The organism is Flavobacterium sp. HSC-61S13, from assembly GCF_024171535.1.
Taxonomy (GTDB): domain Bacteria; phylum Bacteroidota; class Bacteroidia; order Flavobacteriales; family Flavobacteriaceae; genus Flavobacterium.
Map to the genome: position 1 here is coordinate 1 of NZ_JALJZV010000012.1, position 22,444 is coordinate 22,444.

At 35.7% G+C, this 22,444-nt stretch carries 19 protein-coding genes; 6 read left to right on the plus strand and 13 right to left on the minus strand.

Annotated features, from left to right (window positions below; all coding sequences use genetic code 11):
* The first annotated feature begins 567 nt into the window (after nucleotides 1-567).
* On the plus strand, nucleotides 568-1,425 hold the full coding sequence (locus L1275_RS11600) for a class I SAM-dependent methyltransferase (RefSeq protein ID WP_253473215.1): 858 nt from the start codon (nucleotides 568-570) through the stop codon (nucleotides 1,423-1,425).
* Nucleotides 1,426-1,516: 91 nt separating this feature from the next.
* Here L1275_RS11600 and L1275_RS11605 read toward each other — a convergent pair whose 3' ends face one another.
* The gene (locus tag L1275_RS11605) at nucleotides 1,517-2,707 is read right to left on the minus strand and encodes a hypothetical protein (RefSeq protein WP_253473218.1); all 1,191 of its coding nucleotides are present in this window, start codon (nucleotides 2,705-2,707) and stop codon (nucleotides 1,517-1,519) included.
* 11 nt (nucleotides 2,708-2,718) lie between these two features.
* Nucleotides 2,719-5,157 carry a DUF2339 domain-containing protein gene (locus L1275_RS11610; RefSeq protein WP_253473221.1) on the minus strand — a complete coding sequence of 813 codons (2,439 nt, stop codon included), beginning with the start codon at nucleotides 5,155-5,157 and terminating at the stop codon, nucleotides 2,719-2,721.
* A 603-nt stretch (nucleotides 5,158-5,760) separates the two neighbouring features.
* On the opposite strand from L1275_RS11610, the gene L1275_RS11615 reads away from it, so the two are divergent.
* Nucleotides 5,761-6,969, plus strand: coding sequence for an MFS transporter (locus tag L1275_RS11615; protein ID WP_253473223.1), 1,209 nt, complete (start codon nucleotides 5,761-5,763; stop codon nucleotides 6,967-6,969).
* A gap of 41 nt (nucleotides 6,970-7,010) precedes the next feature.
* Here L1275_RS11615 and fabF read toward each other — a convergent pair whose 3' ends face one another.
* The 11 genes from fabF to L1275_RS11670 all read right to left on the minus strand — a co-directional run bounded on the left by fabF (nucleotide 7,011) and on the right by L1275_RS11670 (nucleotide 18,641).
* Complete coding sequence (gene fabF, locus L1275_RS11620; protein WP_253473226.1) at nucleotides 7,011-8,252, minus strand: beta-ketoacyl-ACP synthase II; 1,242 nt, start codon at nucleotides 8,250-8,252, stop codon at nucleotides 7,011-7,013.
* Nucleotides 8,253-8,369: 117 nt separating this feature from the next.
* A complete protein-coding gene (locus L1275_RS11625) occupies nucleotides 8,370-8,912 on the minus strand; it encodes a TetR/AcrR family transcriptional regulator (RefSeq protein WP_253473229.1) in 543 nt (180 codons plus the stop codon).
* An 87-nt stretch (nucleotides 8,913-8,999) separates the two neighbouring features.
* Nucleotides 9,000-9,518, minus strand: coding sequence for a GNAT family N-acetyltransferase (locus tag L1275_RS11630; protein ID WP_253473232.1), 519 nt, complete (start codon nucleotides 9,516-9,518; stop codon nucleotides 9,000-9,002).
* A 336-nt stretch (nucleotides 9,519-9,854) separates the two neighbouring features.
* On the minus strand, nucleotides 9,855-10,550 hold the full coding sequence (locus L1275_RS11635) for a sulfite exporter TauE/SafE family protein (RefSeq protein WP_253473235.1): 696 nt from the start codon (nucleotides 10,548-10,550) through the stop codon (nucleotides 9,855-9,857).
* A 6-nt stretch (nucleotides 10,551-10,556) separates the two neighbouring features.
* Entirely contained in the window at nucleotides 10,557-11,006 is a 450-nt protein-coding gene (locus tag L1275_RS11640; protein ID WP_253473238.1) for a FixH family protein, read from the minus strand.
* Between the two features lie 100 nt (nucleotides 11,007-11,106).
* A complete protein-coding gene (gene ccoG / locus L1275_RS11645; protein WP_253473241.1) occupies nucleotides 11,107-12,528 on the minus strand; it encodes a cytochrome c oxidase accessory protein CcoG in 1,422 nt (473 codons plus the stop codon).
* A 74-nt stretch (nucleotides 12,529-12,602) separates the two neighbouring features.
* A complete protein-coding gene (locus tag L1275_RS11650; protein ID WP_253473244.1) occupies nucleotides 12,603-13,562 on the minus strand; it encodes a cbb3-type cytochrome c oxidase N-terminal domain-containing protein in 960 nt (319 codons plus the stop codon).
* 6 nt (nucleotides 13,563-13,568) lie between these two features.
* Complete coding sequence (locus L1275_RS11655; protein ID WP_253473247.1) at nucleotides 13,569-13,766, minus strand: CcoQ/FixQ family Cbb3-type cytochrome c oxidase assembly chaperone; 198 nt, start codon at nucleotides 13,764-13,766, stop codon at nucleotides 13,569-13,571.
* Nucleotides 13,767-13,772: 6 nt separating this feature from the next.
* Entirely contained in the window at nucleotides 13,773-15,959 is a 2,187-nt protein-coding gene (ccoN, locus tag L1275_RS11660; RefSeq protein WP_253473250.1) for a cytochrome-c oxidase, cbb3-type subunit I, read from the minus strand.
* Nucleotides 15,960-15,965: 6 nt separating this feature from the next.
* A complete protein-coding gene (gene ccoS / locus L1275_RS11665; RefSeq protein WP_253473253.1) occupies nucleotides 15,966-16,160 on the minus strand; it encodes a cbb3-type cytochrome oxidase assembly protein CcoS in 195 nt (64 codons plus the stop codon).
* Nucleotides 16,161-16,259: 99 nt separating this feature from the next.
* Nucleotides 16,260-18,641, minus strand: a complete 2,382-nt coding sequence (locus tag L1275_RS11670) for a heavy metal translocating P-type ATPase metal-binding domain-containing protein (RefSeq protein ID WP_253473257.1) — start codon at nucleotides 18,639-18,641, stop codon at nucleotides 16,260-16,262.
* A 112-nt stretch (nucleotides 18,642-18,753) separates the two neighbouring features.
* Here L1275_RS11670 and L1275_RS11675 point away from each other — a divergent pair, with 112 nt between their 5' ends.
* The 4 genes from L1275_RS11675 to L1275_RS11690 all read left to right on the plus strand — a co-directional run bounded on the left by L1275_RS11675 (nucleotide 18,754) and on the right by L1275_RS11690 (nucleotide 22,174).
* Nucleotides 18,754-19,437 carry a Crp/Fnr family transcriptional regulator gene (locus tag L1275_RS11675; RefSeq protein WP_253473260.1) on the plus strand — a complete coding sequence of 228 codons (684 nt, stop codon included), beginning with the start codon at nucleotides 18,754-18,756 and terminating at the stop codon, nucleotides 19,435-19,437.
* Between the two features lie 81 nt (nucleotides 19,438-19,518).
* Entirely contained in the window at nucleotides 19,519-20,529 is a 1,011-nt protein-coding gene (locus L1275_RS11680; RefSeq protein WP_253473263.1) for a bifunctional oligoribonuclease/PAP phosphatase NrnA, read from the plus strand.
* 3 nt (nucleotides 20,530-20,532) lie between these two features.
* Nucleotides 20,533-21,081, plus strand: coding sequence for a gliding motility-associated peptidyl-prolyl isomerase GldI (gene gldI, locus L1275_RS11685; protein WP_253473266.1), 549 nt, complete (start codon nucleotides 20,533-20,535; stop codon nucleotides 21,079-21,081).
* A 10-nt stretch (nucleotides 21,082-21,091) separates the two neighbouring features.
* Nucleotides 21,092-22,174, plus strand: coding sequence for a peptidylprolyl isomerase (locus L1275_RS11690; protein ID WP_253473269.1), 1,083 nt, complete (start codon nucleotides 21,092-21,094; stop codon nucleotides 22,172-22,174).
* The last annotated feature ends 270 nt before the right edge of the window (nucleotides 22,175-22,444 follow it).

Below are 22,444 nucleotides of genomic sequence, written 5' to 3' on the forward strand. Positions count from 1 at the left end.
TAATCTCTATCAGTTTATCAAAGAACTTCTGCGGTAATGCGAGTGCAAAAGTAGGCCTTTTTACCAGCATTCCTAATCTTTTGTTGTTTTATTTTTGGTATTTCTCACGCTCTTTTCTTAACAGACTAGTATACGTAACTTTACAAGGAATCTTTTTTTTGCAGATATGCGGATACGCACATTCGTTTATACGCATTGGAGTGCAGTGTTTATGAAAAGCCGATTATTATAGTGATCAGTAAACAGTAATCAGTGACTAGAGGGTTTACGTTTACGAAAAGTCACCTATATATGAGAAGTAAGAAAATCACAATAACCGACGAATCCCGATTTTCGACTAACGAGTCACGACCACACTGATTACGCTGTTCGCAAGGAATGGGTTCGTACTTATGCAAACCCATCCATATATGAGGTGTGAAAAATTCACGAGCTGACGAATCCCGATTTTCGACTAACGAATCACGAAATAGTCAGAAGCAACACCTTTTATAAGAAAAAGAAAATTCAAATAACTATATTTGACCAGCTATCACTCTATATAGTAAAGTTCACTCACTATAATTTATGCAAAAAAGTAAAATCTTAAGAAAAATCTGGTACAAACTATCTTCTAAACAACGTTTTGCAATTAGAAAGTGGTATTACTTTCCCATAGACAGCTATGATTTACTGACAAAAAAAAGACATCCGATGGTTCCTCCACGTGGAGCGATCTACACAGGATCGGCAGCGAATGCAGTTAATTTTTTAAAACAAGGCCTTTATCAACTCGATCTATTAAAAGAACTGACTCCATTAAATCCACAAAGTTCCGTATTGGATATCGGGAGCGGCATCGGCCGGACAGCCATAGCTTTGACAACGTATTTAAAAGATGGCGGAAGTTATGATGGTTTTGATGTTGTAAAAAGCGGGGTAGACTGGTGCAACAAAAAGATCAAAAGCTCCTCAGCTCCATTTACCTTTACATACACCCCTATATTCAACGACCTATATAATAATACTGGAGTACAGGCAAATACTTTTGTCTTTCCATACCCCAGTCATTCATTTGACATTATTTTTTCTTTTTCTGTATTCACACATATGCAAATCGATGAAATTGAGAATTATTTAAAGGAAATTCACCGCGTTTTAAACAATGAAGGAGTCTGCCTTTCCACGTTCTTTACCTATACCGACGAAACCGAAATGCATATTAGCCAAAATCAAACTTTTTCCTTTCCTGTATTAAAAGACCAATACCGACTTATGAATACCAATGTGAAATCGGGAAATATAGCGATTCATCAAAATCTACTAAGACAACTGATCGATCGTTCAGGCCTTCATATAATAGAATTAATCGATGGCAATTGGAAATCACCGAATAATACAACTGTTGGAGAGTATCAAGATATCGTAATTTTTAAACGAAAATAAATTAAATAAGCTGTTTTTTTAGTCTACACTTATTTTTTGAATTAATCTGAACGGCTGCTTTGACCGTTCGCAACAAACATATTCTATCCTTTTAGGGCTTTTTTTGCAAGTCATTGGCGATTCGAAAGCACATCCACACTAAGAACAACCCAACGATTATAATAACCGACCACATCAAAAGTTTACTCTCATACCACCTTTCAACCCTTACTGGTGGTTCGCTATTGAAAGAAAGGACTTGTTTAAAATTCGAAGTATATAAAACAGGTAGTTCTTTTGGGATATCATTCTTAAAATGAACAATATCATAATTAGGTGGTTCATTCAAACTCACATCGAGGTAAATGGATATTTCTTGCTTTTCTTCTAGGTAAACACAGAGATAAACAGGAATCCCATAAATATGAATAGTTCCAAAGCGAAGCGGCTCATTGCTTTGATTATCAACCACTAACATATCTCCACTTTTAACCTTAAAAAGATCAGTAAAAACAGTTGAAGAATTTTTAGATGACATCACAAACTCGAAGCCATTCCAGTCACTTCGCCTATAGTAGTTTTTAGGACTAATTACTTCCATTTTTATCTTACCGACCACATATTGATTCTTAAGATCGGGAAAAGAGATGTAACTTTTTTTATCACTACTATCTTTTTGTATCAGTCGCCCTAAAGACAACAATTGCCATTCAGGCTCCACTATTGGTAGTTTCTTTCTTGTTTTAACCGACCAAATTTCAATAGGCTGTTCTTGACTGTTGAATAACATGATTTCATAGTACGGATAATTACCTTTGGGAAAAGACAATTCGAAAACCTCATCATTTTCATTAAAGTGTTGGTCCAACTTTGATATATCCAATTTAGCTTGTACTAAATACCATTGTTTTCGATCATGACTACCTCGAATCTGAGCCTGTTTACCTAAAACATCCAAACTTTTGATCTGAACATACAACGACTGGATCTGTTGATCATTTTCAACAATAACAAAACTATTTTTTGAATCTGTAGCTGTTTTTACAATTTTTAAATCATCATATTGGACCTTGTTTTTTAATGATGTCTGATCTTCTATAAAATAGGCCAGTTCCCTACCTTGTTGATCTTTAATACGAATTCCATTAAATGCATGATCTCTCGCTAAACCAATCATTTCCTGGCTCAAAGCAATACGATAATATCCCGATTTCTCAACCTCCGCTAAAGACTCTTTATATAGATTTTGCGCAAAAAGAGAAGAACACCCCATTAATGATAATAAAAAATAAAAAAAACGCATAGCCGTAACAATTATTCTTGTTCGTTAACTTGATCCGAAGATTCCTCTTGATCTATCTTGGGTTCACTACCTCCCAACAATCCTTTAATTCTATTGAGCAAAAATGCTATTACCAAAATTATCAGTCCGAGTAGAACAAAGGATAACACTTTTCCGCCCTCACTCATTGACCAAACGTCAATAATATAAAATTTTACTATGGTAAGCCCCAATAAAGCCAAGGCTATTTGACGTAAAAAAAGTTGATGCTTCTTGATCCCTATAAAGGTCAATAGCAAAGCAATTCCTCCCCATACCACCGGATAAACAATTACATGTGTGTTTTTTAATATGGAACGGTAGGCTTCAAAACTCATTTGTCCGTTCATTCCATTTAAAAGTACTGCACAATTATCAATCCACACCGAAATCAATATCAAACAGGAAAGAGGCAACATCCAACGAACTATTTTTGGAGATTTACTATAATTTGGATGATTATAAAACTGTCTCAATAAGACGATCAATGCCGGTATAGCAAGAAACGAGATTAAAAAGTACCTAACATTTAAAACACCCTTAACAAAAATCTCCATTCTAAAATTTCCTAGGTTGCCCCAAAAAAACAAAGTAACGACAAATAAGAACAGCCCATTAACTACATAGTTCAGCTTGCTCTTACTCGACAACAAAAACACTATAGCTGCAAAAGTAGCACTGTAAACTAGAAACACAATCACATTTAAACTCCCTATAGCAGTTGTGTTTCCAAGTAATTCCAATTCCTTATTGATTTCCAACATGGGTACTACATAGCCAATAACCCGCACTATGGTAGGATACAAATTAGCTCCCCAATACTTTATATCGTAGCGACTCAACAATTTCTGAGTAGCAAAAAAGGAGGTAAACACAACTAAACCAGTAATGAATAATGGATTAAAAATGAATGTTGTATAGGAGTCAACACTCCATGCACTGATATCCATTATATAAGAAATCAATCCTGAAAAGGAAACTAAAAGAAACCCGTTATAGAATATTTTCAATTTAGATTTTATAAATAACACTAACAAAACCACACTCTCCACAGCCCAGAACATTGTAATATAATGCCCGTTCAGTTGAATCGGAACCGCCAAAGTAACTAGCGAAATTACCACCCCCAATACCGTATATAAATACAATGAGTTTATTTTTTGCTTTTTCCAAAAAATGTATAACACCGCAGCATTAACTAATGCAAAAATCATTACGATCAAACCCCTTAAATTTACACCTTGATAATCGTTAAACAAATATAAAAACACCCCTAAAAACACCATGTTATTTAGAATTATCAATATGATATGAGGAGTCACTTTTTTGTCTTTAGCCGTATTCGCCAAAACAACGATATAAAACTGCAAGAAAAATAATCCTGCAAAAATAGAAGCTCCTAAATATTGGTCTACAAATCCGTTCGCGACCCAAGTCATTTTAAAAATAGCCGTCAAAACAAAAGCGATGTATCCAATTATAATCCAGTTTTTCTTAAAGGACAAATAGAGCATACCCGAATTTAAAATTAATAAATACGAAAACAGCACCACATAATTTCCTATACCGGTACTTACCATTAAAGGCGCCATAAATCCTCCTAATAAAGAAAATACGGCGAGCTCTTTTCTGTTATACAACAGAGATAATGCGACTGAAAAACCAGTGATTATTATTAATAATATAAAAGCGACTGTTTGACTAAACAGTTCATATTCGCGAAAAGCTAAGGTAATTGTAATATAGAACACGGAAATTCCACCACCAACGAGTAAAGAAGAGAATACGTTCAAAGATTTTCGCAAACGATGCGCTATTCCAATCATCATTGCCCCAGTCAAAATACCAATCCCAACACGTCCCACTTCATTAATCCATTCTTGGTCGATAGCGTATTTGACAAAAAACCCAATTCCCAATACAAAAGTTATGATCCCTATTTTCGTCAATATATTATCAGAAAAAAACAACTCTAAAGCAGATTTTTTCCTAGGATACTTGAGTCTGTTATCTTGTGCTTGTGGTTGTTCAGGCATAGGACTTTTTACTGCTACAACAGGAGCCACTATGTCAAGATCTTGATCTGCTGTCACAATCGTTTCTTCGCCAATTTCAATATTGGAAACAATAGGAGCTGGAACTATTATCGGATCTAAGTTCGCTATGACTTCTTTGAGTTCATTTATAGGTTGTACTGTTTGCCTTTCAGAAACAACTTCCTCAACTACCAGTTCTGCTTTACTATCCAACGGTTGTATCGAATTTTCCTTCAGCATCACTGACAGTTTATGGATTTCCTGTTCGACCGATCCCAAACGAACAAAAAGTGAATCCAATTTAGAATGGGTTGAAAAAATTTTTACTAATCCCACTATAAATAAAACGATGACAGCTAAAATAACTATAACCATCAAAAAAATAAATCCTTCCATAAATCATCAATAAAAACATGGCCCCGCTTTACAAGAAAGACACAATTACATCCAAATATACAATATTCTTAAATAACAAGGAATCCTGTTTTAAAAAACTATAAAAGCCTTCAATTATTAAATCCATTCTTGATATTGATTTAAAAAAATCAATAGGCAGTGCACCTTTTTTTCCGTACACCACCACAGTGCTCCATACAAGTGCATAGGATTTTAAAAAAACAATAATTTTTTGTAGAAATAATTTTGTTATTATCAATTTATTTACTATTTTTATATAGTTAGTATTATAATTAATTTCAATATATGCAAATTATTTTTTTGTGTTCTTATAAATAAGTTATATTGTGTTTTTTCATGTTTTACACTTTTACCTCTTTCATATCTGGAAGAGGTATTTTTTTAAAGTAAACCTCAAGCTTCCTAGAACATCAAAATCACCATTTGCTCATTTTTATTTATATTATTTTTGACCACAAACCGCTTGTATCTCAAAAGGTAATTCCTAAGTATGGTTTTTATTCATGACCTTAGTATACAATGAATTTAGTTGTGTATGGATATGTAATGGTTTAATTTTGCCGCTTTAAAAATTGGTTCAAAATGAATTCCACTCCTGCACACGAAACAACTGCTACACACCCTATTTACAACTTACAATTTGCGCTTGTATGTTTGAGTTCTTTGCTTTTTTCTGCCAGTTTCAATATGTTAATCCCCGAATTACCTAGTTATCTAACAGGTCTTGGTGGCGCGGAATACAAAGGCCTTATTATTGCGCTGTTTACATTGACAGCAGGAATCTCTCGTCCATTTAGTGGCAAACTCACAGACAAAGTGGGGCGAGTTCCCATAATGGCAATTGGTTCTATCGTTTGTTTTATCTGCGGTTTTTTATATCCCGTGTTGACCTCAGTATCTGGTTTTTTATTTCTACGACTGATACACGGATTCTCAACCGGTTTCAAACCTACAGCTACTGCTGCATATGTCGCCGACATCGTTCCTAAAGAACGTTGGGGAGAAGCTTTGGGTATGCACGGCATCTGTTTTAGTACCGGTATGGCCATAGGTCCTGCACTAGGAAGTACAATCAAACTGTACAGTTCGATGAATGTTTTATTTTACGCCTCCTCTCTACTTGCTTTACTTTCTATATTGATATTGATGAATATGAAGGAAACTTTGGAAACTAAAGAACGATTTAGATGGTCGTTCCTGAAAATATCTTGGGCGGATGTATTTGACAAACAAGTTTTCCCCGCAGCTCTAATAACCTTCTTGTCGTACATCTCTTATGGAACCATCTTAACGTTGATTCCTGATTGGAGCGATCATTTGGGTTTGACTAATAAAGGAACTTTCTTTATGGTATTTACCGTTTCGTCATTATTGATACGTTTTGTAGCGGGAAAAGTCTCCGATCAATACGGTAGAGTAAAAGTTATTTTTGCAGGATTGTTGTTGTTGTTGTTTATTGCCTTACTATTTATCGCCTATTTCGAAACGGTTCAAGGAATCATTATTGGAGCATTTATTTACGGTATCTCGCTGGGAGTTTTATCACCAGCGCTTAATGCCTGGACCATTGATTTCAGCAGACCAAACGAAAGAGGAAAAGCCATGGCTACCATGTATATTGCCTTAGAAGCAGCTATTGGAGGGGGTGCTCTATTCGCCGGATGGTATTACAATGATATTATCAGCAATATACCCGATATTATTTATGTCTCTTCGGCTATTATTGTAGTGGCCTTGCTGTATTTGGTTTGGCGAAATTTTAATACAAACAAAATAGATCTACCTCAATAAAATTAAAAAGGCAAACCGTATTGGATTGCCTTTTTAATTTTTTATAACTTTTTAAAAATCGTTATGGCATTATGCCCTCCAAAACCAAAGGAGTTATTCATCGCATAATTCACTTCTTTTTTAACGGCTTGATCTCTAATAATTGTAATACCTGCGGGTATTTTTTCATCTAAATTCTCAATATTGATTGTCGGCGGTATAATTCCATTTTCAATAGCTTTTATACATAAGATAGATTCGACCGCTCCAGCGCCACCAAGTAAATGTCCTGTCATGGATTTGGTCGCACTGATTACCATCGATTTAGGCTGATCACCAAAAACTGTTCTAATCGCTTCCATTTCGCATAAATCCCCTACAGGTGTTGACGTAGCATGTGGATTTAAATAATCAATATCCGCTGCTGTAATACCCGCCTCTTCCAACGCCAGGTTCATAGCATAAGCAGCTGCTTCACCATTTTCAAGAGGCGAGGTCATGTGATATGCATCAGTGGTCATAGACGAACCGACAACTTCACAATATATTTTTGCTCCTCGTTTCTTAGCGTGTTCGTATTCCTCTAGAATCAATGCTCCTCCACCTTCGGCAATAACAAAACCATTTCTGTTGCTATCATAAGGTTTACAGGCACTTTCTGGATCATCATTAAGATTAGACATCGCTTTCATCGATGTAAAACCACCTATGGAAGCCTCGGTAATCGGTGCTTCAGACCCACCCGTAATCATTATCTTAGCCTTCCCCAATCTTATATAATTCACTGCATCCATAATAGCTGTGTTGGTAGAAGCACAGGCAGACACCGTGGTAAAACTCATTCCTCTATATCCATATTTAATCGCAATCATGCCCGGAGCCATGTTAGCAATAAATTTTGGTATTAAAAATGGATTAAATCGCGGCTGATATTTATTTTCTACATAATCTTTAATTTCGACTTCTAAGGTTTCCATACCGCCTTGTCCACTTCCCCAAATTACTCCTATATCATAAGGCGAAATCACAGAAGAATCAAAATTTGAATCCGCTATTGCTTCAGCAGCGGCATATAAAGCATATTGAGTGAATAAATCCGTTTTTTTAATTTCATTTCGATCCAGATAAACCGAAGGATTGAAATCTTTTACTTCACAAGCAAAATGTGTTTTAAATTTTGAAGCATCAAATCGCGTTATTTTCCCGACTCCGTTAACACCCGAAACCGCATTATTCCAGAAAGTCTCCACATCATTACCAAGTGGAGAAACGACTCCCATTCCAGTTACTACAACTCTTTTCATCTGTTAAATATATTTTTTTGTTATGGTCATATCATCATCAAATCTTAACGCTCATTAATTTTAACACACGCTGTTTTAATTATGATCCTTCCGATTTATTTATTAATTGTTATTTTATTATTTGAGTATACCCTCTCTAATGGTTTGACAAACATTCTCTTGTAATACTTTTTCCAAGATTAAAGAAGCCAACAAAGCCGATTGTATTAAAAAGGCTTGTGCTCGAGACGGTCCTTTGAAATTGAAAACCTCATTTTCCCGTCCCTCTTCTAAAAGATCGGACAACCACGAAATGATTGTCTGCCCCAAAACCGTTAATGCTTGCTGCATTTCAACCGACAAAGTATCATAAGAAGGTGCCAATGCCCCCATCAAACACACACAATTTTTAGCTTTCGACCGATCATAAATTTTAATAAATTCCTCTAACTGCATTGTATATTCCAACTCACTCCAACTCACTGTCAAATCGTGAAAAGAAATAATGGTCTGTTGAATAACAGTTAAACCCAAATCAAATTTGCTTGGGAAGTGATAATGAATGGCCGCATTTTTCACTTGCAACAGCTTAGAAATGTCAGCGTAACTAAAAGCATTAAAACCTCGGGTTCTAATAAACTGATCAGCTAAATCTACTATTTCTTGCTTCGTATCTCTCATTTGACAAATATATAAAAAATACTTATTAGTAAGTAAGTGATTGTGACATAAAAAAAAGCCAATATTTATTTAGCTTTTTAAGGGTACTTATAAATCCAATTGCATGATATAGTCGTCCATTACATACCCGTTCCCTATTTCAGCTACAACAGCATCCACCGTTACAAATCCATTGCGTTCGTAGAACGAGATCGCCTTAGCATTATCTTTATTGACAGTCAAATAAACAGCAAGTCCTCCATTGCGTTTTGAAAACTCAATGACGCGGTTTAGGAGACTCTGTCCAATACCTTTTTTTTGTACTTCCGGTCTCAAATAAATTTTAGATAAAAAAACACGCTGATCTGGCTCCATAACATAATCAAGATACCCCACAACATCCTGATCGATACTGGCGACTTCCCAATGGAACCCTTTCTCAATCTCCTGCAAAATTTTATCTGTGGAATACATCTTGTCTAACATATAATCCATTTGTTGTTGAGAGATAATGTCTCTATAAGTTACCTCCCAAATAGCACGTGCCACAGACTGTATAATGTCGACATTGATAATCGTTACTTTTTCAAATCTAAGAATTGGAAATTCACTATGATGGGCATTCATAAAAAAGGATTATTAATTAATAAACTAGAATAATTTTCATTAGGACCGCAGCCACGATTATTCAAACGCTGCAAATAGCCTAACTCTACTTAGTAGCAAAAAGAGAAAAGACCTCCTATTACGCGATATAGAGCCTCTCCATTGCAATCACCTATAAGAGCAATATTACTATATTTTCAGACAGAAATCACGGTAAAAAACCATCATTATCACACCATATATATAAAAGTATACCCCTGATTGGTGCCAAATCATAGCAAGTCAATTAAAATTAAAAAAGCCGAACTCAATAAATATTGAATTCGGCTCTCAAAAAAAAGTTATTGACACGTACAATCAACAATCCGCATTTGCTTTTACAAAGAGATTTAATGTATCCGGGGAAAGAAAAGGTATATCCAATCCCAATCCACGAATAATAAATACAATACCAAAAAATACGATCACTATAGGATAGTACTTTAAAATTTTTGATCGGAATGAAACCGAAAACAAATCTTTTGCATAGACTATTGCACTCATCAACGGCACAGTACCCAAACCAAACAAAACCATATACAAAGCGCCTAACGCAATATCTTGTGTTGCAAGAGCCCCAAACAAGGCTACATATACCATTCCACAAGGTAAAAAACCATTAAAAAACCCAATTAAAAACAAGGAGCCCTTTGATTTTTTTTTAAATTGTTTTCCCAAAGCTTGTTTCAATTTCGACACCAAACGGTAAATCGGCATTAAAAAGTTTAGTTTCCCCAATCTTTGCTGGGGTATCATCACATAAACAATCATCAATACCCCTATGATGATCGATACTTGCTGCTGCAATCCCGCTAAAAAAAGACCTTTACCGAAAAAACCAAATATCAAGCCTAAAATAGCATAGGTAGTAATTCTACCTAAGTGATATGTACATATTTCAATCACCTTCTGCGCTGGATTATTCCTTGAAACAGGAAGCATTATAGCAATCGGACCACACATACCGATACAATGTAAACTGCTTATGAGTCCGAAAATCAGCGCTGTAATCAAAATAACCTATTTTAAAGTTAGGTATTCCGTAACACGGTATCCTTTGTTTTTATGTTCCCAATCAACAGTTATATTCCAGCGACCGTCTACCAGATCTTTGTTAGGTATGAGCAAATTTGAAGAAGATAATGAAATTGGGATTTCAAAATCTAATTTCTGGTTAGACGGTCTATAAAGGAATATAGTTCCTGTAATATCTTTATAATCAAATTCGTCTGAAAAGACGATTTGTAATCCGTCAGCAACTTGTATAAGTTGGACTGCCTGATTTACTTTATTAGAATTTACTTCACGATCATAAACGCCATCGACTTTTATTTCTTCTTGATAGTAATTCTCTGTCACTAATTCGTTATCGTAAGCAGAATTGGTTTGTACTTTAATGACATATTGTAAAATAAAAGCCATAAATAAAACTATAGCAATAACGATTCCTGTTCCCCAATTAAATTTCATAAGTACTTATTTATTAATTAATCAAAATGGTTTCGCAATTCTTATATAGTAATATGGTTGCTTACAACAAGCCGTTAATTGTGCGATTCCATTCTTTATTTTAATTGAAGTTTCTTGGTCCTAAGAAATTCGTAGTGGTTGTTTCTACCAATTCATCGCCGTCGTACACTTCAATTTTCACATTTGTTTTATAACTTTTAAGAAATGCTGGATTGATTTCAATAAACAGCGTTCCCTGTGCATACTCTCCTTTTTCAATTTTAATCATCGGTTTACCAACCAATATAACCTTTCCTCCTTTAGGATCCGCTATTTTAAAATGAATCCGTTCGAAATCTTTTACCGTTTTGTTTACTATTTTAAAGGTATAAACATTACTGATATTTTCACCTTTATGTTCAAACGTTTGTCCTGGTAATCGTAGCACTGTAGCTTCTACATCATTTCTTAAAAACAACAATCCACATAATATCCCGATCAAGATAAACAAAACTGCTGTATATCCTTTCATTCTAGGTGTAAAAGTGAATTTTTCATTTTTCACAATTTCATCCTCAGAAGCATATCGAATCAGTCCTTTCGGCAAATCAATACTCTCCATTATATGATCACATTCATCGATACAAGCCGTACAATTCACACATTCCAACTGGGTTCCATTACGAATATCAATACCCGTAGGACACACGTTTACACATTGTTTACAATCAATACAGTCACCTATTCCTTCTTCGGATCTATTTTGATCCTTTTTAAACTTTGCCCGACCTTGTTCCCGCTCTCCTCGAACGTGATCGTAGGCTACAATAATCGATTTATTATCCAATAGAACACCTTGCAGTCTTCCATAAGGGCAAGCAATAATACAGACCTGTTCTCTAAACCAAGCAAAAATAAAATAGAATACCCCAGTAAAAATCAACAAGGCGACTATGGTGCTTATATGATCTGCAGGACCTTCTTTAATCATAGCCAAAACCGCATCACTTCCAATAATATAAGAAAGGAAAACATTGGCTATTAAAAATGAAATGATAAAATACAAAAACCATTTAAACGTTCTTTTGCGTATTTTCTCAGCGTCCCATTTTTGTTTTTTTAATCGGATTTGCGCTCCTCGATCACCGTCAATCCAGTAGTCAATTCGCCTAAAAACCATTTCCATAAAAATGGTCTGAGGACAAACCCATCCACAAAATATTCTTCCAAATGCGACTGTAAAGAGTGTTACAAAAACCACGCCTACAATCATCGATATCACTACCAAATAAAAATCTTGTGGCCAAAATGTGAATCCGAAAATATTAAACTTTCGATCGATTACATTTAATAAAACAAACTGATTGCCATTAATTTTGATAAATGGAAAAGAGAGAAGCATCGCGAGCAAGACATAACTAACGATCTTCCTCTTGTTATAAAATTTCCCGGAAGGTTTTTTCGGAAAGACCCAAGCTCTTTTACCTTCTTCATTTATTGTACCAATAGTATCTCTAAAACTTTCATCAGGTAATTTCGACATCGCATCTCAAGTTTTAAATCGATATAAGCCCAGATATCACAACCTCAGCTTATATCGAATAATAATAATTTTAGTTATTCTACTGGATTCGGTTCCGTAGCAGGCACCGAATCATTAGCTACTTCACTTGCAACCGTAGCAGCAGGCGCTGCTTCTGTGTTATCAACCCAAACTTCCCCCTCTGGAGCTTTAGCATCCGCAGGATTGGTACCGTGAAGGGTTAAAACATAACTCGCTATCTTAGCAATATCTGATGGTTTGATACTAGTTTTCCAAGCAACCATACCTTTACCATCTCGCCCCCCTTCCATAACGGTATTAAACACATTTTTAATACCACCACCTAGAATCCAGTGATCATCAGTTAAGTTCGGTCCAATTCCACCACCACCATCTGCACGGTGACAAACGACACAGTTGACTTCAAAAAGTTTTTTACCTTCAGCCAAATCAGCAGCGTCATCTAAAAACACCACCTGATCTGCCGTCAACATATCTGGAGCTGTTTTCTTATATTCTTCTACAGCAGTTTGAGCAGCTAACATTTCTTTCTCGAATTCTGTCGTCTGATTATCACCATTAAACATGTGGAATCGAGCCATATACACTACTGCAAAAACAATAGTTGCATAGAATAGATATACCCACCATGGCGGTAACTCATTGTCAAGCTCCTTAATCCCATCATAATCATGATCTAACAGCAAAGCGCCTTCTTCATCGATACCTTTGGTGCGTGTTAGTTTTTTCATCAATTTTTTATAGAATGCCGATTCTGTAAAAGGCAAAGCTTCTAAACGCTCCTGTTCTGCTCGTTCCTCTTCTGTCATTAATCTCGACATTACTTTATCGGTAGCTGCCGCAACAATTTCAACCGCTATCAAAGCAAATAAAAATAAAAACAAAAGCACTAATACCACTGGATACGTCATAAAAGCAGGTTGATCACCTGAATCAATAGCGTACTCCAAAGCAAAGAAAAACAAAGCAAAGAGGACAGGAACTCTGACGTATACTGGAAAATATTTTTTCATGTCTACTTATTTTTTAGATACATTATTCATTTCTAATTCTTCCTCAAAAGGAAGCTGACTCAACTCCTTGATTTTATCTTTCTTATAAGTATAGACCCACAGAGTAAGTCCTGCGAAAAAGACAAAGAAAATGATCAAAGCGATGATCGGATAAATCTCAATTCCTGAAATCGTATCCATATTGTGTTTAATGAACTTTAACATAGTCGACTATTTTTCAGCTGTTTTAACCTTAATATCCGTACCTAGACGTTGTAGATAAGCAATCATTGCTGTGATTTCACGTTCACTCATCGGAACAAACTCTTCACCACGCGTTGCTGCATTCTTTTTACTCTCCTCATAACTTTTCACGAAGTCTGGGTCATTTTCTAGGTTTTTCTCGATTTGTTCCGCTTGAGCTTTCATATTGGCTCTTGCATTAGCAATATCTTCTTCCGTATATGGAACACCTAATTTAACCATCACGCGCATCTTCGTTTCTATGTCTGAATGGTCCATCACTTTATTATCAAACATCCATTTATAGGCTGGCATGATTGAATTTGGTGAAGTACTTTGTGGATCATACATGTGATTAAAATGCCAGTTGTCTGAATATTTACCTCCAATTCTCATTAAATCCGGTCCTGTTCTCTTAGATCCCCATAAGAATGGATGGTCATAAACATATTCACCCGATTTAGAGTACTCTCCATAACGTTCTACTTCAGAACGGAAAGGACGAATCATTTGTGAGTGACATCCCACACATCCTTCTCGAATATATAAATCCCTACCTTGTAACTCCAAAGGAGAATACGGTTTAACACTTGAAATCGTAGGTATATTTGACTTAACTACTATGGTCGGAACGATCTGTATGATACCTCCAATCAAGATTACAACAGTAGCCAAAATGGTTAATTGTATTGGCTTTCTCTCTAACCAACTATGGAAACCTTCTGCACCAATTCTCTTTGGTGATATTTTAGCTAAAGCTGGAGCTTCAGCATATTCATCAACGATGGTCTCCCCTTTGCGTACTGTTTTATATACGTTATAAACCAACACCAACATACCGATAATGTATAGTGATCCACCAATAGCTCTCATCCAATACATCGGTAAGATAGCTGTAACGGTTTCTAAGAAGTTACCATATTTAAGGGTTCCATCAGGATTAAAATCTTTCCACATTAAGTGTTGATTAAAACCAGCTACATATAAAGGAATGGTGTAAAGTATGATTCCCAACGTACCGATCCAGAAATGGAAGTTAGCTAAAGTTTTAGAATACAATTCCGTTTTAGTCATTCTTGGTATTAACCAATACACCATACCGAAAGTCATGAACCCGTTCCAAGCCAAAGCTCCAACGTGAACGTGTGCAACGATCCAATCCGTAAAGTGAGCAATGGCATTTACGTTTTTAAGCGACAACATAGGCCCTTCAAACGTAGCCATACCATAACCGGTAATTGCAACAACAAAAAATTTCAAAACAGGATCTACTCGCACTTTATCCCATGCTCCACGAAGTGTAAGCAAACCATTAATCATACCTCCCCAAGATGGAGCAATCAACATTACAGAGAATACAACTCCTAAATTTTGCGCCCATTCTGGCAAAGCAGAATATAATAAGTGATGGGGACCTGCCCATATATATAAGAAAATTAAAGACCAAAAGTGAATAATCGAAAGTCTATATGAATAGATTGGTCTATTGGCTGCTTTGGGTAAATAGTAGTACATCAATCCCAAGAATGGTGTAGTCAAGAAAAATGCCACAGCATTATGTCCGTACCACCACTGAACTAAGGCATCTTGCACCCCCGCATAAACCGAATACGATTTTAATGCGTGAACTGGTAATTCTAAACTGTTGAATATATGCAATACAGCCACTGTAACGAAAGTTGCTATATAGAACCAAATTGCCACATACAAATGGCGCTCTCTTCTACGCATAATAGTCATGATCATATTGACTCCAAAGATTACCCAAATCAGAGCAATCATAATATCAATAGGCCATTCTAGCTCAGCATACTCTTTAGATGAAGTAAAGCCCAACGGTAGAGTAATAACCGCTGAAATGATGATGATTTGCCATCCCCAAAAGTGGATTTTGCTTAGCACATCACTAAACATTCTAGCCTTAAGTAATCGCTGCAAAGAATAATAGATCCCAGCGAATATAGCATTACCCACAAACGCAAAAATTACTGCATTGGTATGTAATGGTCTCAGTCTACCATAACTCAACCAAGGTATACCGTCGGTTAAATTTGGGAACAAAAACAATACAGCCAAGAGCAATCCTACCAACATTCCTATCGCTCCAAATAAGATTGAAGCATAAAGAAACTTCTTTACAATTTTGTTATCGTAATAAAATTGTTGCACTTCCATAGTTGTTTATATTTGATTTTCATTATTTTTTTTAAGACTAGGCTCTTCCTTTTTAGATTTAAGTTCATCGTCAAAGAGCATGCGAACAGAGGGGGTGTAATCGTCATCAAATTGACCACTCCGAACGGATTTAATAAACAAGTACAAGAAGACCGCAGCAACAAAAATGCTGATACAGATTAAAATATAAATAACACTCATACCTCTATAATTTACATCAAAATTAACTTATCCTTTATTAATAAAACATGATATTTATCACGTTTCCCGTCAATTTGATTAGTTTTTATTAATTTTTTTTTAAGATTTTTTGTGAGAATAATAATTGCTCATAATCGTCACAAAACTGATCATTGATGCTGTACTAATTGGCATTAAAATAGCCGCTATAAGAGGCGATAAATGATTACTGACTGCAAATGATAATCCAATCACATTGTAAGTAAGCGCCAAAACATAACTCATTTTAATTGTTTTAATAGCATTTTTTGAATAGGTCAGGTAATAATCGATTTTTCCAAACTGAGATGCATCGAGTATAGCATCACTTGCCGGCGTAAAAACATTGACATTTTCAGCAATCGAAACACCTACATTACTCTGAGCCAAAGCACCCGCATCATTCAATCCATCACCAACCATCATTACATTGGATCCGTTTTGTTGCAGTCTTTTTATATATTCCAATTTTTCTTCGGGTTTCTGATTAAAGACCAAACTTGTTGAAGTGGGCAATACCGCTTTTAAAAACGATGCTTCTCCTTCATTATCTCCAGACAACACATGCAGTTGATACCCCATTTTAACCAGATTTGAAAACAAATCCTCTACTCCAGCACGATATTGATTTTCAAAAACAAATCGTCCTTTATTAACGCCTGCCACTTGAACATATACTAAGGTTTGAACACTATCATCAGTCTCCTGAACAGACAAGAAATTAGCCGACCCTATTTTGTAGTAAATTCCATCAACCACTCCTTCCAAGCCTGCACCGGAAATCTCTTCGAAATTTGCAACTTTCACAACCACACCTTGTGGCAAGAAACTGTACAATCTTCTACTTAATGGGTGATTTGATCCCCTGATAATATTTTTAATAGCACTTTTTTCTTGTTCGCTCAATTCCTCTCCTTCATAACGAATTTGAGATTCGATCTGCGTAGTCAATGTACCCGTTTTATCAAAAACCAAGGTGTCCACTTTAGCCAATTGCTCGACTACAGTTACATTTTTTAGATAAAATTTCTTACGCCCCATAATGCGAATTACATTTCCCAAAGTAAAAGGAGCTGTTAACGCTAGCGCACAAGGACAAGCAACTATTAAGATCGCAGTAAATACATTAAACGCAGCATTAACATCAATAAAAACCCAATAAACAAAGGCAATGATAGACAAAGCAATTAATGCCGGTGTAAAATAATGACTAATTTGATCCGTTATTGTCCTGTATTTGATATCAACTTTTTTCTGAAAAACATCGTTGCTCCATAACTGAGTAAGATAACTTTGAGATACCGAATTGATCGTTTCAATCTCAATCAATTCTCCCACTTGTTTACCCCCAGCAAACAACTTATCACCCGATTTTTTCTCCACCGGTACCGCTTCGCCGGTTACAAAACTATAGTCAATAAAAGCGCTCTCTGAAATTAAAATTCCATCAACTGGAAGCAACTCCTGGTTTCTAATCAACAAGCGATCTCCGGGTTCCACATCATAAATCTGCACAGCGGATTCTGACTTATCTGGATTGAGCTTGGTTACCGCTATAGGGAAATAGGATTTATAGTCCCTTTCAAAGGACAAAAAGTTATAAGTACGTTGTTGAAATATCTTACCCAACAACATAAAAAAGACCAAAGCACACATACTGTCAAAAAAACCCTGCCCATGTCCTATAACAATATCAACAACACTACGAATAAACATCACGATTATTCCTAGAGCCATCGGTATATCGATGGTATACATCTTTGAACGGATACCCTTCCAAGCGGCGATATAATACCCAGAAGCTGAATAAAAAAACACGGGTAATGATAATAAAAGTATTAACCAACGGAAAAAATCACGATACTCGTTAATCCAATAATCATCAATGTTAAAATATTCAGGAAACGACAACATCATCACATTTCCAAAACTAAAAAAGGCAATTCCGATTTTATATATTAGACTTCGATCAATCGCCTGTTTTTTAACATCGTAATTTTCTAAACTTATATAAGGATTGTATCCGATTCTCCCTAATAGTAATGCAATCTCTTTTAGAGAAATCACAGAGGAATCGAAAGTGATCGTTACCTTTTTAATTGGAAAATTAACAACAGAACGATAGATACCCCCATTTAGTTTTTGGAGATTTTCCAAAATCCAAATACACGAACTGCAGTGAATATGAGGAATATAAAGCGTGACTACTGAAGTTTTCTCCTCTTCAAAGTCTAATAGTTTACTACAAATTTCCGGATTATCTAAAAAATCATATTGTGTTGAAATTGCATCTGGACTTGCTCCAGGAGATGACGCAAAATCATAGTAACTACTGAGATCATTTTCACTAAATATCTCATATACAGTTTGACATCCTTTGCAACAAAATTCCTTTTCATCGTATACCACACGATTAAACTTAGTCACCTCATTGCCACAGTGATAACACATTAAACTCCCCATTTTTGCTCAAATTTACCTTTTACAAATTTCCTGTTATTCGCTTTGATAATATATGACATTTATCATAAATATTTATTATATTTGTATTGAGCAAAATAATAAACTACGTATTATGGGGAAGTGTGAACAATGTATTGTACGAGAATTTAGTTCCTTAAAAGCTTTAACAAGAGAAGAACTTCTAACAATCTCTGATTCAAAAAGTTCTGTTGAAGTTAAGAAAGGTGAAATTCTTTTTAACGAAGGTGATAATTTAAATGGGGTTTATTGTGTAAAAGAAGGTGTTTGCAAATTGACCAAACTAAATTCTAACGGAAAAGACACGATTTTAAAATTAGTCACTAAGGGTGAATTGTTAGGTCAACGTTCGATGATCAATGAGGAGGCGTCTAATTTAAGTGCTGTCGCCTTAGAGGACATGAAGGTTTGTTTTATTCCGAAGACCGATGTTATGAAATATTTCTCTGAGAACAATAAATTTTCATTGCTCATCACCAAAGACATCTGTAATCACCTCAAAGATGCCGATCAGGTTTTAGTCAATCATACGCATAAAACCGTTAAAGAACGTTTGGCTATCGTGCTACTAGGTCTTCATGAAATAGCAGGTATCGATTCCATCACCGGTTCTTTAAACATTCAACTCTCCAGAGAAGATCTTGCCAATATGGTTGGTACAGCCACTGAAAGCTGCATTCGACTATTGTCTGAATTTAAAAAAGATGGTTATATTGAGTTAACTGGAAAAAAAATTGTCATTAAAAGATTTGATCAATTAAAGAATCTTGCGGAGTAAAAAGCTTTTATTTATATAAATTCAATCTTAAAAAGCGATACAGTTTATCTTTTAAATGATAAAAAAATGTATTTTCGCAGTATGATGAATAAAAGTGATATAGAGGGAGTAAAAACATTAATCAGTACTCCAAAAAGAATAAGTATAATCCCACACCGCAATCCAGACGGTGACGCTATGGGTTCTACATTAGGTTTATACCATGTATTAAAACAAATGCAACACGAGGTGCAAGTAATTGCGCCAAATGCTTTCCCAGATTTCTTAGCCTGGATGCCCGCTGCAGATCAAGTACTCGTATTTGAAGAAAACAAGAAAAAAGCCACAGAAAAACTTCAGCAGTCGGACATCGTTTTTACATTAGATTTTAATGTACTATCAAGAACTGGTGATGCTATGACCTCGGTTTTAGAAAGCTTGGACACTACTTTTGTGATGATAGATCATCATCAAATGCCGGCTGACTATGCCAAATTCACTTTTTCAGATACCACTTACGGCTCTACTTGCGAATTATTATACATTTTACTACAAGAGCTCGATTTAGATGCTCTAATAAATAAAGACGCTGCAAATTGTATCTACACTGGAATCGTAACCGATTCAGGTTCTTTTCGCTTTCCGAAAACCACCTCTCAAACGCATCAAGTCGTAGCATCCTTAATTGAAAAAGGAGTCAATAATCCAGAAATCCACAATGCTTTATTCAACAACAGCAGCTACAATCGTTTACAGTTGTTAGGAAGAGCCTTACAGAATATGGTTATTCTACCCGAATTCAGAACCTCTTACCTCTATTTGACGGAAGACGAACTCAACCAATTTCACCATAAAAAAGGAGATACCGAAGGTTTTGTCAATTATGGACTTTCTATAGATGGGATTGATTTTACCGCATTTTTCACCGAAAACAAAGAAGAGGGAATTATCAAAATTTCATTCCGATCACTCGGCGATGTGGATGTCAATGAATTTGCAAGAACCCATTTTGAAGGCGGCGGACATATTAATGCTGCAGGAGGTAAGTCTACCTTATCACTACCAGAAACCCTAGAAAGATTCAAATCTATTATAGCTTCTACTAAATCATAGTTTATGAAAAAGACCGCTTTCCTATTGAGTTTTTTTATTAGCATTTGTCTTTTAACGAGTTGCAAAGAAACAGAAGCACGAAAACCCGTCGCCAAGAGCACTGGAAATCCAGCCATGAGTTCTGCAGAACGCAATAAAGAGCAAAACAAAGCAGAAGAACAACTTTTAAAAGAATTTATGGCTAAGGATAGCCTGAAACAATATATTTCTTCAAATCAAGGATTTTATTATATTTACGAGCATCAAAACGTCAGAGACTCCATCCGTCCACAGAAAGGAAATCTGGTAGAATATGAATACGAGATTAGCGATTTAGAGGGCAACATACTGTATTCCAAAGCGAATATCGGTATCAAAAGCTACCTAGTAGACCAAGAGGATCTTTTGATCGGATTGCGTCAAGGGCTTAAATTGATGAAAAAAAATGAGCAAGTGACTTTTATATTTCCATCGCATTTAGCCTATGGTTATAGTGGAGATCAAGATAAAATAGGAATTAATCAACCCCTTGTATATAATGTTCACCTGATCAATATACAAAAAGAACAATAAAAACTATAAAATGAAAAAAATGACCAGTTTATTTCTTAGCTTAATTGCTGTAATGTCAGCCTGTAGCTCTCCAAAAGAGCAATACGGAGACGGCTTATACGCCGATATCCAAACTAGTAAAGGGCATATTGTTATACAACTAGAATACGAAAAGGCACCGATGACCGTTGCAAATTTTGTATCCCTAGCAGAGGGAACCAACCCCTATGTAGACAAAAAATACAAAGGCAAACCTTATTATGACGGACTTACTTTCCACAGAGTAGTCAATGACTTTATGATACAAGGCGGTGATCCAAACGGAGACGGTCAAGGTGGTCCAGGTTACGTATTCAAGGATGAGTTTGTCGAAGGACTTACTCATGATAAAGCAGGAGTTCTTTCTATGGCCAACAGTGGACCAACAACTAATGGAAGTCAATTCTTTATCACTCATAGAGCAACGCCACATCTAGATGGAGTTCACAGTGTATTTGGACACACCATCAAAGGCATTGAAGTAGTCAACGCTATCCAACAAGGTGACAAAATTGAAAAAATCACCATTGTTCGCGAAGGTAAAGAGGCTAAAAAATTTAACGCTGCCAAAGAGTTTAAAAAATATTTTGAAGAAGAAGCCAAAGCTCAACAAGACAAAAAAGCAAACCTTGAAAAAGCACAAGCTAAATACCAAGCTCTTTTTGCAGATCTTCAAAGTAAAGCAACTAAAACCGATTCTGGTCTAAGTTATGTAATCACCAAAAAAGGAAACGGAACCAAACCCGTTCACGGACAAGACGTATTTATTCATTATGCAGGATTTTTCGAGGATGGAAGATTATTTGATAGTAGCCATGAAGACCTTTCAAAAGAATTTGATATTTTCAACCCTAGAAGAGCTGCAGCCAATCAGTATATTCCAATCCCTTTTAAATTTGGAAACAAACAAGGTTTAATCCCTGGATTTATCGAAGGACTGGAGCAAATGAGTTTCGGAGACACTGCGGTCATCTTTATTCCTGCACATTTAGGATATGGAGAGCGCGGTATGGGAATGATCCCACCAAACACCAATTTGGTTTTCGAACTACAACTGTTGGAAAAACAAAACTAAATTTTAAAGGAGCACTGAAAAGCGCTCCTTTTTTTTTGCTTTAAGTTACCCACTGATTACAACCTTTTACAAATACTTGTGCGCGCAACAAACAACCAACACCTCTCTGTTCCGCTATCAGAAAAGAACCAATAAAGCAGCTTACAAGCCAAATCCAATAAGCAAATAAAAACATCACTGCACCCGAATACAAAGTATCACTACCAATAACTACTAGGTTAAAACTAGTATGTCTTCATATAAAAGAATCGCCATAGAACAACGATACAA

Excerpts from the sequence above, each read along its gene's own strand:
- L1275_RS11600 (WP_253473215.1), top strand. The coding sequence starts at position 568 with ATGCAAAAAAGTAAAATCTTAAGAAAAATCTGGTACAAACTATCTTCT.
- L1275_RS11605 (WP_253473218.1), bottom strand. The coding sequence starts at position 2,707 with ATGCGTTTTTTTTATTTTTTATTATCATTAATGGGGTGTTCTTCTCTT.
- L1275_RS11610 (WP_253473221.1), bottom strand. The coding sequence starts at position 5,157 with ATGGAAGGATTTATTTTTTTGATGGTTATAGTTATTTTAGCTGTCATC.
- L1275_RS11615 (WP_253473223.1), top strand. The coding sequence starts at position 5,761 with ATGAATTCCACTCCTGCACACGAAACAACTGCTACACACCCTATTTAC.
- fabF (WP_253473226.1), bottom strand. The coding sequence starts at position 8,252 with ATGAAAAGAGTTGTAGTAACTGGAATGGGAGTCGTTTCTCCACTTGGT.
- L1275_RS11625 (WP_253473229.1), bottom strand. The coding sequence starts at position 8,912 with ATGAGAGATACGAAGCAAGAAATAGTAGATTTAGCTGATCAGTTTATT.
- L1275_RS11630 (WP_253473232.1), bottom strand. The coding sequence starts at position 9,518 with ATGAATGCCCATCATAGTGAATTTCCAATTCTTAGATTTGAAAAAGTA.
- L1275_RS11640 (WP_253473238.1), bottom strand. The coding sequence starts at position 11,006 with ATGAAATTTAATTGGGGAACAGGAATCGTTATTGCTATAGTTTTATTT.
- ccoG (WP_253473241.1), bottom strand. The coding sequence starts at position 12,528 with ATGTCGAAATTACCTGATGAAAGTTTTAGAGATACTATTGGTACAATA.
- L1275_RS11650 (WP_253473244.1), bottom strand. The coding sequence starts at position 13,562 with ATGAAAAAATATTTTCCAGTATACGTCAGAGTTCCTGTCCTCTTTGCT.
- L1275_RS11655 (WP_253473247.1), bottom strand. The coding sequence starts at position 13,766 with ATGTTAAAGTTCATTAAACACAATATGGATACGATTTCAGGAATTGAG.
- ccoN (WP_253473250.1), bottom strand. The coding sequence starts at position 15,959 with ATGGAAGTGCAACAATTTTATTACGATAACAAAATTGTAAAGAAGTTT.
- ccoS (WP_253473253.1), bottom strand. The coding sequence starts at position 16,160 with ATGAGTGTTATTTATATTTTAATCTGTATCAGCATTTTTGTTGCTGCG.
- L1275_RS11670 (WP_253473257.1), bottom strand. The coding sequence starts at position 18,641 with ATGGGGAGTTTAATGTGTTATCACTGTGGCAATGAGGTGACTAAGTTT.
- L1275_RS11675 (WP_253473260.1), top strand. The coding sequence starts at position 18,754 with ATGGGGAAGTGTGAACAATGTATTGTACGAGAATTTAGTTCCTTAAAA.
- L1275_RS11680 (WP_253473263.1), top strand. The coding sequence starts at position 19,519 with ATGATGAATAAAAGTGATATAGAGGGAGTAAAAACATTAATCAGTACT.
- gldI (WP_253473266.1), top strand. The coding sequence starts at position 20,533 with ATGAAAAAGACCGCTTTCCTATTGAGTTTTTTTATTAGCATTTGTCTT.
- L1275_RS11690 (WP_253473269.1), top strand. The coding sequence starts at position 21,092 with ATGAAAAAAATGACCAGTTTATTTCTTAGCTTAATTGCTGTAATGTCA.